Raw genomic sequence first — 15,103 nt, 5'->3', positions numbered from 1 at the left:
ATCGAACTACCCGGACCACTTCGCGCACCCCAACGACACGCCGACCTAACAAAGCACTACTAGGCGCCCGCGTGCACCCCAGAGCCCCCGGGGCGTGGGACGCCTGCCACCGGCCCTGCTTCGGTGCCGGACGCCCGCCGCAAGCTTCTAGGCGCGGGTGCGCCTGCCCACGGGCCTGAGCGTCGGTACCCAGAGGGGGCACTCCGCACGCTGTGGAGCTGATGACGTAGACGACTCAGACCCACGTCCGGACCGGTGATTCATCGGCGTCATCAGCTCCACAGCACCGCGCACAGACCCTTCGACCGGCGGGAGCCGACTGGCGAGGACGTGCGCAGCTGGGGTGGGTCAGGGGTCCTGCGACACCGGTGCCGGAGTCGCGGGCCGACCCGGTTCGAGCAGCACGGCGGCCCGAGCGGCGGCGAGCGCGACCCGCTGCCGCAGCGCGTCCACGTCCACGCCGGGGTCCGGCGGCAGCACCGGCAGGGTGAGCGCCACCGGGCCGTCCGGCGTACCCGGCAGCGGACCCACCGCCACGGCGTACGCCTCGGCGGCCGGCGTGCCGTCCGCGTCACGGGCGTCCGGCTCCGGTCCCGAGCGCACGGGAGGCTGAACGTCGACCGTGTCCACGCGGTCCGGCGGGCGCAGGTCGGCGAGCAGGTCGGCCGGGTCGCGGCCCCGGATCAGCAGCAGCAGGAGCGGTTCGGCCTCCAGCAGCCAGGACACCTGGTGGCACAGCGCCGCCGCGTGCCGGCACGGGTGGTCCCAGTCCGGGCAGTCGCACTCCGGCAGCAGCTGCCCGCCGGTGGGCGGCAGGCGCACCCCGGCGGCCTCCGTCGCATCGGTCGGGAGCTGCCCCGCCAGGAGGGCGGCCAGGTGCCCGGAGCGGGCGGCGACCGCGTCGGTGAGCCGGTCCCAGGCGGCGTCCGGCAGCGTGTCGACGCGGACCACGGTGCGGTGCGCCTGTTCCGGGTCGCCGTCGTGCACGCTCGCCGCGATCCGGCCGGGGCTGATCGTGATCGGTCCGACGTGTCCCCGTACCGCCCACCGCCGACCCCGGCGCAACGGCTCCGGGTCCAGCGCCGAGTCGGCGAGCGCCGCCGCCCACCCGGTGGCCCAACCCGAGCGGAGACGCCGCGCCGGACCGGCGGGGAACGCGGGGAACCCTCGGGCGGTCACGCCGGCCCCCGCAGGGTGACCAGCTCGGCCAGCTCGGCGTCGCCGAGCGCGGCCAGGCCGCCGGGCCCGACGTCGAGCACCGCCTGCGCCAGCTCCCGCTTGCTGGCCAGCAGCGCCGCGATCCGGTCCTCCACGGTGCCCTCGGCGATGAGCCGGTGCACCTGCACCGGCCGGGTCTGCCCGATCCGGTACGCCCGGTCGGTGGCCTGGTCCTCCACGGCCGGGTTCCACCAGCGGTCGAAGTGCACCACGTGGTCGGCGCGGGTCAGGTTCAGCCCGGTGCCGGCCGCCCGCAGCGACAGCAGGAACACCGGCGCCTGCCCCTCGTCGAACTCGCGCACCAGTTGTTCGCGGCGCGCCACCGGCAGCCCGCCGTGCAGCAGCAGCGCCGCCACGCCCCGCTCGTGCAGGTGCCGGCGCAGCAGGCGGGCCATCGCCACGTACTGGGTGAAGACCAGCACCGCCCCGCCGGCGGGCAGGATGCCGTCGAGCAGCTCGTCGAGCAGGTCCAGCTTGCCGGAGCGGCCGGCCAGCACCGGCGCGGTCTCCCGCAGGTACTGCGCGGGATGGTTGCAGATCTGCTTCAGCGCGGTGAGCAGCTTGACCACCAGGCCACGGCGGGCGAACCCGTCGGTCGTGGCGATCACGTCGAGCAGTTCCGCCACGGTCGCCTGGTAGAGGGCGGCCTGTTCGGCGGTCAACGCGACCGGCTGGTCGGTCTCGGTCTTGGCGGGCAGCTCCGGGGCCACACCCGGGTCGCTCTTGCGCCGGCGCAGCACGAACGGCCGGACCAGCCGGGCCAGCTCCGCCGCCCGGTCCGGGTCGGCGCCGACGGGTCGTGTCCAGCGGGCCCGGAACTGCGCCAGGGTGCCCAGCAGGCCGGGGGTGGTCCAGTCCAGCACCGCCCACAGGTCGGTGAGGCTGTTCTCCACCGGGGTGCCGGTCAACGCGACCCGGGCGGCGGCCGGAACCGCCCGCAGCGCCCGCGCCGTTCCGGAGGCGGGGTTCTTGACGTGCTGCGCCTCGTCGGCGACCAGCAGCGGCCAGCGCCGCCCGGCCAGTTCGTCGACGTCCAGCCGCAGCGTGCCGTACGTGGTGAGCACGACCCCGGCGTCCACGCCGTCCAGCGTGCGGCCGGGGCCGTGGTGGCGGCGCACCGGGGTGCCGGGGGCGAAACGCCTGATCTCCCGCTCCCAGTTGCCGAGCAGCGAGGCGGGGCAGACCACCAGGGTGGGGCCGGCGGTGCCCGGGTCGGTCTGCCGGTGCAGGTGCAGGGCGATCACCGTGACGGTCTTGCCCAGCCCCATGTCGTCGGCGAGGCAGCCGCCCAGGCCCAGCGCGGTCAGCCCGGCCAGCCAGCGCAGCCCCTGGCGCTGGTAGTCGCGCAGGGTCGCGGTCAGGGCGGCGGGGACGGGTACGTCGGCGGGCGCGGCGGTGAGCCGGCGGTGTACCTGCGCCAGCCGGCCCTCGGCGGTGGCCGGTACGTCGGCGCCGTCGACGGTGACCGTCCCGGTGAGCGCCGCCCGCAGCGCCGCGACCGGCGGCAGCGGCGCGAGCGCCGGTCGCCGGGCGCGGTGGGCCGACTCCGGGTCCACCAGCACCCAGTGTTCCCGCAGCCGCACCACCGGGCGGCGGGCCTCGGCCAGCGCCCGCAGCTCGGCTTCGGTCAGCGCTTCGCCGTGCAGTGCCAGCCGCCAGTCCAGCGCCAGCTCGCCGAGATCGCCGAGCCCCGTGGTCGGGCCGCCGGCGTGCGGGGCGCGCAGCCGCACCGCGGCGGTCAGGTCACGGCTGACCCCGGCCGGCCAGTGCACGGGCACCCCGGCGTCGGCGAGCCGCCGGGCGCCGCCGGCGAGCAGGTCGGTCAGGTCGTCGTCGGTCAGCGGCAGCGCGTCGGGGACCGGCCGGTCGAGCAGGGCGGCCAGCGGGGGCCAGTGCCGGGCCGCGTCGCGCAGGGCCAGCAGCGCGGCGTCGCGGGTGGCGGCCGGGAATCCGGGCACCGGGCCGGCCCACAGCGCGGCGGCGTCGGTGAGCAGTCCCGGGTCGGTGCGCCGGTGCAGCTGCACCGCTGCCCGCCAGGGCCCGTCCGGCTCGCCCACCGGTTCCAGCCGCAGGGACAGCCGGACGGCGGCGTCGGCGTCGGCGTTCACCCGGGTGGCCCAGCGCCGCAGCGCCGGCACCGCCGTCACGGTGGTCGCCGCCCACGCCCCGGCGGCGGTGGCGTCGCGGGGCAGGGTGTCGGCGACCGCGTCGAGGAAGTCGCGCAGCAGCCGGCCCGCGTCGGGCAGCCGCGTCGGGGTGCGCCCGGGTACGGGGCGGGCCCGGGCGGCGGCCGGCATCGCGGCGGCCAGGGCGCGCAGCCGGGCGGTGTCGGCGTCGCCGAGCGGGCCGACCCGCCAGGTGTCGTGCCCGGCCGGGGTCACGTCGGGCAGCAGCAGGCCCCGGGCGGCCAGGTGCAGCGCCTGGCGGGTGGCGGCCGCCCAGAACGCCGCCGCCGGGTCCGTGGACCGGCCGGCCAGCAGCAGCGGCAGCCCCGCCGCCAGCGCCGCGCGGCGCACCGGCACCGGCGCGGGTACGCCGCCCGGAGGCGTCGCGAGGGTCTGCACCGCGACCTCCCCGGGACCGTCGGGCGGGCCGTCGCCGTCGGGTGACCAGAGCAGCAGCGTGCCGGCGCGGGGCGGGTCGGCGGGCACGAAGGTCACCGCGTACGGGCCATTGGTCACGGGCGCTCTCCCGTCGGCAGTGCGGTCGTCAGGTCCCGGGCGCGGCGGCGTTCGTCGCCGAGGTCGACCGCGCCGGTGGCGTCGAGGTCGACGCAGGGCAGGATCGGGATGGTCCGTTCCGTCACGGCGGCGCTCACCTGCTCAGATTCCGGTAGCGGCGCACGGCCAGGGGCCCGCAGACGGCGATCAGCAGCAGCGGCCAGGCCACCGCCAGGGCGACGGCGTGCTGCGCGGCGAAGGACTCGCCGCCCCAGCCGGGGTTGCCGAACAGCTCCCGGCAGGCCGCCGCGGTGGCCGACAGCGGGTTCCACTGGGCCACGGCGGCCAGCCAGCCGGGCATGGTCTCCGGGGCGACGAAGACGTTGGAGGCGAAGCTCAGCGGCCAGACCAGGATCTGCAGCGCGGCCACCGACTCCGGGGCGCGCAGCAGCAGCGCCAGGTGGATGCCCAGGACGATCATCGCGGCGCGCAGCAGCAGCAGGAGCCCGACGGCGGCGGCGGCCCGGCCGGCGCCGAGGTGCCACTGCCAGCCGACCAGGGCGCCGCAGCCGAGCATCACGGCCAGCGCGACGACGGCGTGCAGCAGGTCGGCGGCGGCCCGGCCGGTGACCACGGCGGAGCGGGCCATCGGCAGCGAGCGGAACCGGTCGGTGACGCCGCGGGCGGAGTCGGTGGCCACCGCCGTGTACGTGGCCTCCACCCCGAAGAGCATGGTCATGGCGAACATGCCGGGCAGCAGGAACTCCTTGTAGTCGCCGCCGCCGGGCACCGCCATCGCCCCGCCGAGCAGGTAGCCGAACATCAGCACCAGCAGCACGGGGAAGAGCAGGGCGACGAGCATCGGGCCGGGCTGGCGCGCCCAGTGCGCCAGGGCCCGGCCGGTGAGGGTGGCCGCGTCGGTCAGCGCCCAGCGGGCGCGGCGCAGCGGCAGGGTAGGGGCGCTCACGCGGCCACCTCGTCGAAGTCGGCGGTGAGGTGCAGGAACACCTCGTCGAGGGTGGGTCGGCGCACCGCCACGTCGGCGGCCGGCAACCGTGCGTCGTCCAGGGCGCGCAGCACGGCGGCCAGGGTGGTGACCCGGTCGGTGGTGGTGACGCTGACCCGCAGCTCGTCGGTGGCGGTGCGCGGTGCGGTGGCGGTGGCCGCACCGATGGCCTCGGCGGCGCGGGCCAGGTCGCCGGGATGGTGCAGCACCACATCGACGCGGTCGCCGCCGAGGGCGGACTTGAGCTCGTCCGGGCTGCCGGCGGCGATGACCCGGCCGTGGTCGACGACCCTGATCGTGTCGGCCAACTGGTCGGCCTCCTCCAGGTACTGGGTGGTGAGCAGGACGGTGGTGCCGGCGGCGACGAGCGCGCGCACGGCGTCGCGGACGTCGCCGCGGGCGCGCGGGTCGAGGCCGGTGGTGGGTTCGTCGAGGAACAGCACCGGCGGGTCGAGGATCAGCGCGGCGGCCAGGTCGAGCCGGCGGCGCATCCCCCCGGAGTACGCGCCGACCGGCTTGTCGCCGACGTCGCCCAGGCCGAAGCGGTCCAGCAGCTCGTCGGCGCGGGCGCGGGCCCGGGCGGGGGAGAGGTGGTGCAGCCGGCCGAAGAGCACCAGGTTCTGCCGGCCGCCGAGCACCTCGTCGACGGCGGTCTGCTGCCCGACCAGGCCGATCTGGGCGCGCACCTGGTCGCCCTGGTGGCGGACGTCGTGTCCGGCCACCCGGGCGGTGCCCGCGTCGGCGCGCAGCAGGGTGGTCAGGATCCGCACCACGGTGGTCTTGCCGGCGCCGTTGGGGCCGAGCACCGCGCAGACCGTGCCGCCGGCCACGGTCAGGTCGACCCCGGCGAGGGCTTCGGTGTCGCCGTAGCGCTTGCGTAGTCCTTCGGCCTCGATGACCGGTCCGTCGCCTCGCATGGGCACGCCCCTCTCCGCTTGCCGTGCGCTGTACCGTACACCATACGGTACGAGGGGCGGTAGAGTGGCGGTCATGAGCGTCGAGTACAGCGGCACCGGCGACCCCGCGCGCAGCCTCGCCCTGCTCTGGCGTACCAGCGAGAAGGCCAGCCGCCGCGGCGGCGACCTGAGCGTGGACCGGATCGTGCGGGCCGCCGTCGAGGTCGCCGACACCGAAGGGCTGACGGCGCTGTCCATGCGCCGGGTCGCCGAACGCCTCGGGGTGGGCACCATGTCGCTCTACACCCACGTGCCCGGCAAGGGCGAACTGCTCGACGTCATGCTCGACACCGTCTACGGCGAGACCGCCCGCCCCGCCGAGGTCCCCGGCGGCTGGCGCGGCCGGCTGGAGCAGATCGCCCGGGAGAACTGGGCGCTCTACCTGCGCCACCCCTGGCTGCTCCAGGTCGCCACCTCCCGCCCGCCGCTGGGCCCCAACGTCACCGCCAAGTACGAGTACGAACTGCGCGCCGTCGAGGGCATCGGCCTGAGCGACCTGGAGATGGACGCCGTGATCACCCTCGTCGACGGGTACGTCCACGGCGCGGTACGCGGGGCGGTGGAGGCCGCCCAGGCGGCCCAGCGCACCGGCATGACCGACGAGCAGTGGTGGCGGGCGCACGCCCCGTACCTGGAGAAGGTGATGGACCCGCAGCGGTTCCCCACCGCCGCCCGGGTGGGCAGCGCGGCGGGACAGGAGTACCAGGCGGCCTCCGACCCGGCCCGGGCCTTCGAGTTCGGCCTGGCGCGCATCCTCGACGGGATCGCCGTGCTGGTCGGCGAGCGCTGAGCGGGGTGCGCCACCGGCGGCCGTGACGCACGGATAGCCTTCCCGCATGACCGTACGCCCCATCAGGATCATCGGTGATCCCGTCCTGCGCACCCCCTGCGAACCGGTGACCAGCTTCGACGCCGAACTGCAGCAACTGGTCGACGACCTGATGGACACCCTGCTGGGCGCGCCCGGCCGGGCCGGAGTGGCCGCCCCGCAGATCGGCGTCGGCGCGCAGGTGTTCGTCTACGACGCCGACGGCCACCGCGGCCACATGATCAACCCGAGCATCGAGCTATCCGACGAGTCGCAGGACGACGACGAGGGCTGCCTGTCCATCCCGGGCCTGTACTTCCCGACCCGGCGGGCGATGCACGCCACCGTGCACGGCGTCGACCGGCACGGCGAGCCGCTCACCATCTCCGGCAGCGGCTTCCTGGCCCGGGCCTTGCAGCACGAGACCGACCACCTGCGCGGGCGCCTCTACGTCGACACCCTCTCCGGGGACGTACGCCGCCGGGCGCTGCGCGAGATCCGCGCCGGCCGGTTCGACTCGCCCAGCCGGCACCGCTGACGACGCGGGGGCGGCCGTCGGCCGCCCCCGCACCCCGATCAGCCGCAGGTCACTTCGGCGGCGGGGCCACCAGGCAGAGCGCCGTGGAGCTGTTGCCGAACGCGTCCACGCCGGTGATCACCGCGTCGCCGCGCAGCGTCACCTTGTAGTCGATGTCGCCGGTGCCCTCCTTGACCTTGGACTGCGCGCCCGGCGCCTGCACCAGCTTTATCTTCGTGCCGGCGGGGAACGGACCGAACGTCACTGTCGGGTCCGCGCTGTCGCCGATGTGGACGTCCACCGCCGTGTCGACGATGTCGGTCGCGGTGAGCTGGTAGAACCCGTCCGGGTTGTACGAGCCGGGAACGTTGCCCCCGCTCGGGTTGTTCGTCGGCACGCACGCCGTGGCCGGCGCGGTGGTGTCGACCACCCGCATCGTCGCGGTGTCACTGCCGGTGTTGCCGGCCGCGTCGGTGGCGGTGCAGGTCACCGTCGTCGCGCCCAGCGGGAATGTGCTCCCCGACGGCGGCGCGCAGGTCGGGCTCAGCGGACCGTCGACGTTGTCGGTCGCCGACGCCGGGTAGGTCACGACCGCGCCGGCGGGGCTGGTCGCCTCGACGGTCCGGTCGTCCACGACCACCACCGGCGGGGTGACGTCGTTGACCGTGACGCTGATCTGCTCGACGAACGCCGGCCCACCGGAGAGCCCGTTGAGCAGGAAGTCCACCGTGCAGTGCAGGGTGGCGCCCTGCGGGGCGTCCCCCGCGACCGCGATGGTCTCCGCGAACGGCACGTTCGTGCCGCTCTGCTGGGTGCGCGACGCCGCGTCGAAGGTGACCGTCAGCCCCGGGTCGCACGAGGTCACCGTCGGGGTGACCGTGACGTTGAGATCCCGCAGCCCGCTGAGGATCGCGTCGGTGACGTTCTCGGGAGCGCTGCCCACCAGCTGGCCGCCGGTCGCGGCGACCACCGCGCTGGCCTGCCCGCTCACGTCCAGGCCACCGCCGCCGCCGCTGACGCTGACCGCGAGCACCTTCGCCTCATCGGCCTGCAGAGCCGAGGTCGCTTGCACCAGGGTGTGCCCGGCGCTCGGGTCGTGGCTGGGGGCATCGCCGACCAGCACCACGATCCGGCTGCTGCCCGAGCGGTAGGCGATCCCACCGTCGGAAACCTGAAACAGCGCGTTCACCCACCCCTCGGGGGTGTCCCCGCCGCCACCGGCCGCCAGGCCGTTCACCGCGTTCTGCAACGCGGTCGCGTCGCCGGTGAGGTCCTGCCGCACCCGGAACAGCTCCGCGCCGTCACCCACGTCCCGGTAGGAAGCCACCGCGAACTGCGCCGACGGCTGCACCGACCGCACGTTCGCGATGACCTGCTGCAGGTTCGCCTGCACGTCGCCGATGACGGGGCCCATGCTGCCGGTCGTGTCGACCAGCAGCACCACGTCGGGCTTCGGCGGGATCGGCGGGGTCGCCACCACCTTGTCGATGTCGAAGCTCGTGCCCGGATCCGCGTCCCGGTCCACCACGGCCGGGTCCACACCCGGCGCCGCGAGCGCCGACGCCCCGGTCACGCCCACCAGGGCCGCCACGGCGGCGGTGAGGACCGCCAACCGACTTCGACCCCGCACTGCTGTCACTGCCATGCGTGCTCCTTCAGCTCCACCGCGTCACGACGCGGCCTCTGCCAGGAGACGCTAGGGCCGCGACCGGCCCGGGCCCGTCCGACACAGGCGCAGGTCAGGGTCGGGTAGTTGACCCGGCGTGGCGACTGGACACACTGCCGGTCACCGCGCGGTCAGCGTGAACTCGCCGAACTCGGCGACCCGGGTGAAGCCCAGCCGCTCGTAGAGCCGCACCGCGCCCACGTTGTCCGCCCGGACGTTGAGCACGACGTGCTCCACCTCGGCGCGCAGGCGCCCGCACAGCGCCGCCACCAGCGCCGCGCCCAGGCCCCGCCCCCGCACCCGGGGATGGGCGGTCACGTTGCCCAACGCGGCCACCCGGTAGGCGGGGGACCAGACGTGCACCCCGGCCACCGCCACCAGGTCACCGTCCTCGCGGATCCCGATGTACCGGCCGGTGGCCAGCATCCGCGGGTCGAACCAGTTACCCGGGTACGCCACGGCGTACAGCGCCCGCAGCGCCGGCAGGTCGGCCTCGTCGAGCACCTCCCCGGCCGGCACGACCCCACCCAGCCGGGCCGGTTCGGTCAACGCCATCCGCAGATGCGCCCCGGCCGGGTCGAGCGCGAACCAGCGGCCCAGCACCTCCTCCAACCCGGGGGAGAGGTGCGCGTACAGCCGGGCCGGCAGCACCGGCGCCAGATCGGCCAGCAGCGCCCCCAGCTCCGGCGCCCCGCCGGGCGCGGCGAAGGCGAGCAGCACCGGCGGCGTCACCCCGTGGTAGAGCAACGCCACCTGCTCACCCCGGCGGAACCACGACGTGTACGGCCAGAAGAAGTCGTCCAGATCGCCGAGCTGGTACGCGTGCAACACCGGATCCCGGCTCAGCAGCGCGGCCAACGCCGCCCGGTCGTGCTCCGCGCGCACCGCCGTCACGCCCGGCCCGCCGACCACTGGTCGTAGCCGAGCTTCGCCACCAACGCCAGCACCACCACCAGCAGCACCACCCGCACGAACCCCGAACCCCGACGCAACGCCATCCGCGCACCCACCGCCGCCCCGGCCACGTTGCACACCGCCATCGCCGCCCCCAGCAGCCACCACACGTGACCGGTCGCCGCGAACACCACCAGCGCACCCAGGTTCGTACCCGCGTTGACCACCTTCGCCATCGCCGAACCGTGCACGAAATCCGCGCCCACCAGCGCGGTGAACGCCACCACCAGGAACGTGCCCGTACCCGGGCCGATCAACCCGTCGTACAGCGCGATACCCACCCCGGCCACCGCCACCGCCGCGACCACCCGCAGCCGGGTCCGCCGCGCCGGCACCGCCACCACCCCCAACCGGGGCCGGAACACCACGAACAGCGCCACCGACACCAGCACCGCCAGCACCACCGGCCGGTACGCCCCCGCCGGCACCGCCCCGGCCAGCGCCGCGCCGACACCCGCACAGCACACCGCCAACCCCGCCGACGGCCCCGCCACCGCCCAGTCGATTTTCGTACGGCGGGCGTACGTCACCGCCGCCGTCGACGTACCGAAGATCGCGGCCAGCTTGTTCGTGCCCAACGCCGTCGCCACCGGCACCCCCGGCGCCGCCACCAACAGCGCCGGCAGCAGCAACAGACCGCCCCCACCCACCACCGCATCGACCCAGCCGGCCATGGCGGCCGCGGCGAGCAGGGTGGTCAGCGACAGGGGATCCACGGCCGGCCATTCTGCCCACCCGCACCGACCCACCGCGCCACCCTGTGGCTCACCTCACCGCCCGACGACACCCTCACCGACCGCGCCGACGACGTAGCCACAACCCCACCGAGGCCACCGCCACGAACACCAGCACCGAACAGAGCAACGCCTTGACCATCGGGCAACTGTGCCACGGCCACGTAGGGTGCAGGAGTGCGCCTGGCCACCTTCAACCTGCTGCACGGCCGCTCCCTCACCGACGGCCTGGTCGACCCCGACCGACTCACCGCCGCGGTGAAAGCCCTCGACGCCGACATCCTCGCCCTGCAGGAGGTCGACCGGGACCAGTCCCGCAGCGGCAACCTCGACCTCACCGCCGTCGCCGCCCGCGCCCTCGACGCCCCCGAACACCGCTTCGCCGCCGCCGTCGTCGGCACCCCCGGCGAACAGTTCCGCCCCCTGCGCCACGACGACGACGGCCACGGCGAACCCTGCTACGGCATCGGCCTGGTCAGCCGCCACCCCGTCCGCTCCTGGCAGGTCACCCGGCTACGCCCCGCCCCCGTCCGGTCCCCGATCTACGTCCCCGGCCCCGGCGGCGGGCTCATCCTGCTCCGCGACGAACCCCGCGTCGTGCTCGCCGCGATCCTGGACACCCCACACGGGCCACTCACCGTCGCCGCCACCCACCTGTCGTTCGTCCCCGGCTGGAACGCCCTCCAACTGCGCCGCGTCGTCCGCGCCCTACGCACCCTGCCCGCCCCGCGCATCCTGCTCGGCGACCTCAACCTGCCCGCCGGCGCGGCCCGGCTGCTCAGCGGCTGGCGACCCCTCGGCCGGCGCCCCACCTACCCGGCCGCCGCGCCCCGCGTACAACTCGACCACATCCTCGCCGACCGGCACGGCCTGGACCGGCTGCCCCCGGTCACCGCCGTCGACACCCCCCGCTCCACCATCTCCGACCACCGGCCCCTCGTCGTCGACCTCGGCTGAGCCGGCGGCGACCCGACCACCACCGGGCCGCCGCCGCACCCTCAGGACTGCCCGACGGCCCGCTGCGCCGCCCGCACCGCGTTGCGGAACAACATCGCCACCGTCGTCGGACCCACCCCACCGACCCGCGGCGTGATCGCCCCCGCCACCTCCGCGCACGACTCGTCCACGTCCGGCAGCAACCGCCGCCCCTCGTAGCGCACCCCACCACCGACCACCACCGCACCCGGACGCACGTGCTCCGGCCGGACGATCCCCGGCACCCCCGCCGCCGCCACCAGGATCTCCGCCCGCCGCGTGTACCGCGGCCAGTCCGCCACCCCGGTGTGCACCACCGTCACCGCCGCGTTCGCCGTCGGCCGCTTCTGCGCCAGCAGCATCGCCAACGGCCGCCCCAGCGTCGCGCCCCGCCCCAGGATCACCACCTCACGACCGGACACCGGCACCCCGTGGTACGCCAACAGCGCCTCGATCCCCGCCGGCGTGCACGGCAGCGGCCCCGGCAGCCCCAACGCCAAACGGCCCATGTTCACCGGATGCATGCCGTCCACGTCCTTGTCCGGGTCCAGCACCTGCAACGCCCGGTCGTAGTCCAGATGACCCGGGATCGGATGCTGCACCAGCACCCCGTGCACCCCCGCGTCAGCGTTGAAGTCCGCCAGCACCCGATGCAGATCCTGCTGGGAGGCCGACGCCGGCAGATGCACGTGCGGCGAGGCGAAACCCAGCTCCGCCGCCTGCCGCTGCTTGATCCGGATGTACCCGGCGCTCGCGTCGTCGTCACCCACCAGCACCGTCGCCAGCGCCGGCGTCACCCCCGCCGCGCGCAGCGCCGCCACCTGATCGGCGACCTCCGCCAGGATCTTCTCCGCCACCGGCTTACCGGGCAGCAGCCGGGCCGTGGCAGTCGTCGGGGAAGCGGAAACAGACATGGCTCACCTCGTCCGCGGAGGCCCAGGCGGTCGACCCCCGCGACGAGCTCCCCGATGGTTGACCCATCCCCGTGCCGCCAGTCGCGTCCACCCTCAGCCTGCCACACCGCCGGCCCGGACCGCATCCGCCACCACCCGCACCCCGACGATCCTGACCGGACCCCACCCGGGGGTCCCCAGCCACCCACCACAACCCGTACAGTCTCGCCGTGATCGAGATCAGCGCCCAGGTCGACCTGTCGCACCCCCGCGACCGGGTCTGGCACGCACTGACCAACCCGCAGCTGCTCACCCGCTGGTTCACCGAGACCGAGACGGTCAGCGAGACACCCCAGCGGCTGCTGCTGCACACCGCGGCCCTGCCCGGCTTCCACGCCGCCCTCGAGGCGGAGGTGACCGAGCACCGGGCACCGGAACTGCTCGTGCTGCACTGCCAGGAAGGCGACCGGCGTACCCGGCTGACCTGCGAGATCACCAGCACTGCCGACGGCAGCCGCCTGTCGGTGCAGGAAAGCATGGAACACGGCACCTGGCCCGCCGAGGACCGTGACCGCCGCGAGCGGTACTACCAGCAGACCCTCACCGGTCGGCTACCCGCCATCCTCGACTGGCTGGCCTTCCAACAGGTCAACCTGCGCCACGGCGAGGACCGGCCCACCACCGAACTGCCCGTCATCGCCCTCTTCGGCGACGTACCCGCGCCGCCCGGCCGCCGACGCCGACGGGTGCTCGTCGCGGCGCTGACCGGCACCGCCCTCGCCACCGGCGCGGCGGTATGGGCGCTGCTGCCCGACAACGCCGACCACACCGCCGGCCCCGGCCCGATGCCGGCACCCCCCACCGCCGCGGCCACCGTCGCCGGCGCCCACGGAACGACCACCGGCCCACGGCGCACACCCACCACCGCGACCCGCACCACGCGACCGAGCCGGACCCCCAGCGCCACCCCGTCGCGCACACCCACCACGACCGCGCCGGCCGCCACCATCGCCGCCCGCTACGAGACCACCGCCACCCGGCTCTTCGGCTACACCGGCCAGGTGGTGCTCGACAACCCCGCCGGCACCGCCGCCAAGGGCTGGACGCTCGTGGTCACCCTCGCCGAAGGCGGCACCGTCAGCCGCGCCGACGGGGCCACCTGGCGGCAGGACGGACAGGCCGTCACCTTCACCGGTGCCCCCGTACCGGCCGGACGGTCGCACACCATCAGCTTCGCCGTGCGCGACCCCGACGCGCTCACCAAGGCACCCGAGGGCTGCACCATCAACGACACCCCCTGCGCCGGGCTCTGACCGGCACCCCGGTCAGGCTCGCTCACCCGGACTCCCGCACCAGCCCCGCCAACGCCCGGTTGGTGCGGTTGGACCGCACCGCCGCCCGCTGCTGACCCGCCGTCACCTCGATGTACGTCTGCGACGACGCCAACGACGCGTGCCCCAGCAACCGCATGATCTCCGCCGCGCTCGCCCCGTCCTCGGCCAACCGGGTCGCGAACGTGTGCCGCAACGCGTGCAGCCGCGCGCCCCGCGGCACCCGGTCACCGATGTTCGCGCGCCGGTAGCAGGAGTCCACCAGGTACTGCAGCCCGCCCCGGCGCAGCGGCTCACCCCGCCGGTCCACCAGCAACGGCGAGTCCGGCCGTACGCTGCGCGACCCGAACCGCCGCGCCCGGCTCTCCAGATAGTCCACCAGCACCCGGTCCAGCTCCGGCTCGACCGGCACCACCCGCGGCCGGCCACCCTTGCCCGCCACCTCCACCCGCCGCTCGCCGGCGCGTCCGCTCAGCGACGACACCCGCAACGCCAGCAGCTCCGACAGGCGCAGCCCCGCGCAGAGCGCCAGCGCCAGCACCGCCACGTCCCGCTCCGGCCACGGGTCCCGCTGCCGCCCGTCCTCCCGCGCCACCGAGGCCAGCAGCTGCTCCGGGGTGTCCTCGCCGCGCAACGGCTTGGGCTGGGGGAGCGGCGTGCGGGGCCGGCCCACCGCCGGCATCGGATTGCCCGCCACCACGCCCTCGGCCACCAGGAACGTGAAGAAGCTGTTCCAGCTGGACCAGGCGCGGTGCACCGACGTCGCCGCCCGGGGAGCGGCGAACCGGGCGAACGCCGCCCGCATGACCCGGGGGGAGAGGTCCGAGATCATCACCTGGTCGAGGGGGAGGGGAGTGTCGTCCTCACCCACCAGGGCGGCCACGGTTCGCAGGTCCCGCCGGTACGCCTCAAGTGTGTGCGGGGAGGGCTTGCGGGTTGCCCGCGCCGTCAGGAACTCCTCGATGAGCCGCCCTACCGATTCGTCCTGTTTGTGATGCATAAGGGATATTATGCAGGTTTTTCGGGTTCCCGCTAGTGGCGTGGGAGGGGAGTGGCGCAGGCGGACGCAGACCTGCTCCGGGTCGCCGCCGGCCACGGCAGGTCGATCCCGGCGGCCCTCGGGGGTGCTGGTGCCCGACGCGAGCATCTCGGCAGGGATGGGCGGGGCCGAGGTTGACCATTCGAACGTGAGGTGCCCGTCGTGAGGACCCGCCCAGCCGGAGGGTGGCGGATCTGAGGCAGCTTCGGGCTCGCCCAGCCGCGCTGTAGACCGGAGTGCCGACGACGTCGCGCCTGATGCGACGGCCTCGTGTGGACTCGCAGCAGCCATACACCCGTCGGGGCAGATGGATCGGCCTTCGCCGCACCCATGATCGGGTAGCGAT

The 15,103-nt window shown here is 75.1% G+C and carries 14 protein-coding genes and 1 riboswitch; of the genes, 4 read left to right on the top strand and 10 right to left on the bottom strand.

Features of this window, described 5'->3' with window-relative positions:
* Positions 1-348: 348 nt before the first annotated feature.
* Genes V6U88_RS23390 through V6U88_RS23370 form a run of 5 tightly spaced genes read right to left on the bottom strand, consistent with a single transcriptional unit; the run spans position 349 to position 5,801 of the window.
* The gene (locus tag V6U88_RS23390) at positions 349-1,179 is read right to left on the bottom strand and encodes an SWIM zinc finger family protein (protein ID WP_334456163.1); all 831 of its coding nucleotides are present in this window, start codon (positions 1,177-1,179) and stop codon (positions 349-351) included.
* Positions 1,176-3,899: a DEAD/DEAH box helicase gene (locus V6U88_RS23385; protein ID WP_334456161.1), complete on the bottom strand. Its 2,724-nt coding sequence runs from the start codon at positions 3,897-3,899 to the stop codon at positions 1,176-1,178. The genes V6U88_RS23390 and V6U88_RS23385 overlap by 4 nt, the downstream gene beginning before the upstream one ends.
* The gene (locus V6U88_RS23380; RefSeq protein WP_334456160.1) at positions 3,896-4,024 is read right to left on the bottom strand and encodes a hypothetical protein; all 129 of its coding nucleotides are present in this window, start codon (positions 4,022-4,024) and stop codon (positions 3,896-3,898) included. The genes V6U88_RS23385 and V6U88_RS23380 overlap by 4 nt, the downstream gene beginning before the upstream one ends.
* Positions 4,025-4,032: 8 nt before the next feature.
* Positions 4,033-4,845: an ABC transporter permease gene (locus tag V6U88_RS23375; RefSeq protein ID WP_334456158.1), complete on the bottom strand. Its 813-nt coding sequence runs from the start codon at positions 4,843-4,845 to the stop codon at positions 4,033-4,035.
* Entirely contained in the window at positions 4,842-5,801 is a 960-nt protein-coding gene (locus tag V6U88_RS23370) for an ATP-binding cassette domain-containing protein (protein ID WP_334456157.1), read from the bottom strand. Before V6U88_RS23370 ends, V6U88_RS23375 begins: the two co-directional genes overlap by 4 nt.
* A gap of 73 nt (positions 5,802-5,874) precedes the next feature.
* On the opposite strand from V6U88_RS23370, the gene V6U88_RS23365 reads away from it, so the two are divergent.
* Complete coding sequence (locus tag V6U88_RS23365) at positions 5,875-6,630, top strand: TetR/AcrR family transcriptional regulator (RefSeq protein WP_334456155.1); 756 nt, start codon at positions 5,875-5,877, stop codon at positions 6,628-6,630.
* Between the two features lie 46 nt (positions 6,631-6,676).
* The gene (def, locus tag V6U88_RS23360) at positions 6,677-7,186 is read left to right on the top strand and encodes a peptide deformylase (RefSeq protein ID WP_334456154.1); all 510 of its coding nucleotides are present in this window, start codon (positions 6,677-6,679) and stop codon (positions 7,184-7,186) included.
* A 49-nt stretch (positions 7,187-7,235) separates the two neighbouring features.
* Here the strand turns inward: def and V6U88_RS23355 are convergent, their stop codons facing one another.
* The 3 genes from V6U88_RS23355 to V6U88_RS23345 all read right to left on the bottom strand — a co-directional run bounded on the left by V6U88_RS23355 (position 7,236) and on the right by V6U88_RS23345 (position 10,501).
* Positions 7,236-8,810 (bottom strand): VWA domain-containing protein, encoded by a 1,575-nt coding sequence (locus tag V6U88_RS23355; RefSeq protein ID WP_334456152.1) that lies wholly within the window; start codon positions 8,808-8,810, stop codon positions 7,236-7,238.
* 141 nt (positions 8,811-8,951) lie between these two features.
* A complete protein-coding gene (locus tag V6U88_RS23350; protein WP_334456150.1) occupies positions 8,952-9,716 on the bottom strand; it encodes a GNAT family N-acetyltransferase in 765 nt (254 codons plus the stop codon).
* Positions 9,717-9,721: 5 nt separating this feature from the next.
* Positions 9,722-10,501: a sulfite exporter TauE/SafE family protein gene (locus V6U88_RS23345; RefSeq protein ID WP_334456148.1), complete on the bottom strand. Its 780-nt coding sequence runs from the start codon at positions 10,499-10,501 to the stop codon at positions 9,722-9,724.
* A gap of 195 nt (positions 10,502-10,696) precedes the next feature.
* On the opposite strand from V6U88_RS23345, the gene V6U88_RS23340 reads away from it, so the two are divergent.
* A complete protein-coding gene (locus V6U88_RS23340; protein WP_334456147.1) occupies positions 10,697-11,476 on the top strand; it encodes an endonuclease/exonuclease/phosphatase family protein in 780 nt (259 codons plus the stop codon).
* A gap of 41 nt (positions 11,477-11,517) precedes the next feature.
* Here the strand turns inward: V6U88_RS23340 and V6U88_RS23335 are convergent, their stop codons facing one another.
* On the bottom strand, positions 11,518-12,408 hold the full coding sequence (locus tag V6U88_RS23335) for a bifunctional 5,10-methylenetetrahydrofolate dehydrogenase/5,10-methenyltetrahydrofolate cyclohydrolase (protein WP_334456145.1): 891 nt from the start codon (positions 12,406-12,408) through the stop codon (positions 11,518-11,520).
* 13 nt (positions 12,409-12,421) lie between these two features.
* A riboswitch (ZMP/ZTP riboswitch) is annotated at positions 12,422-12,498 on the bottom strand.
* 119 nt (positions 12,499-12,617) lie between these two features.
* On the opposite strand from V6U88_RS23335, the gene V6U88_RS23330 reads away from it, so the two are divergent.
* Positions 12,618-13,700 (top strand): SRPBCC domain-containing protein, encoded by a 1,083-nt coding sequence (locus V6U88_RS23330; protein WP_334456144.1) that lies wholly within the window; start codon positions 12,618-12,620, stop codon positions 13,698-13,700.
* Between the two features lie 22 nt (positions 13,701-13,722).
* Here the strand turns inward: V6U88_RS23330 and V6U88_RS23325 are convergent, their stop codons facing one another.
* A complete protein-coding gene (locus V6U88_RS23325) occupies positions 13,723-14,718 on the bottom strand; it encodes a tyrosine-type recombinase/integrase (RefSeq protein WP_334456142.1) in 996 nt (331 codons plus the stop codon).
* Between the last annotated feature and the right edge of the window lie 385 nt (positions 14,719-15,103).

Origin of the sequence: Micromonospora sp. CPCC 205739 (assembly GCF_036906795.1) — a bacterium.
In the GTDB taxonomy this organism is placed as follows: domain Bacteria; phylum Actinomycetota; class Actinomycetes; order Mycobacteriales; family Micromonosporaceae; genus Micromonospora.
Note: the sequence above shows the minus strand (reverse complement) of the source record. Positions and strands in the feature narration are given on the sequence as shown.

What these genes read in the sequence shown, in the direction of transcription:
- V6U88_RS23370 (WP_334456157.1), bottom strand. Translation starts at nt 5,801, where the DNA reads ATGCGAGGCGACGGACCGGTCATCGAGGCCGAAGGACTACGCAAGCGC.
- V6U88_RS23365 (WP_334456155.1), top strand. Translation starts at nt 5,875, where the DNA reads ATGAGCGTCGAGTACAGCGGCACCGGCGACCCCGCGCGCAGCCTCGCC.
- def (WP_334456154.1), top strand. Translation starts at nt 6,677, where the DNA reads ATGACCGTACGCCCCATCAGGATCATCGGTGATCCCGTCCTGCGCACC.
- V6U88_RS23355 (WP_334456152.1), bottom strand. Translation starts at nt 8,810, where the DNA reads ATGGCAGTGACAGCAGTGCGGGGTCGAAGTCGGTTGGCGGTCCTCACC.
- V6U88_RS23335 (WP_334456145.1), bottom strand. Translation starts at nt 12,408, where the DNA reads ATGTCTGTTTCCGCTTCCCCGACGACTGCCACGGCCCGGCTGCTGCCC.
- V6U88_RS23325 (WP_334456142.1), bottom strand. Translation starts at nt 14,718, where the DNA reads ATGCATCACAAACAGGACGAATCGGTAGGGCGGCTCATCGAGGAGTTC.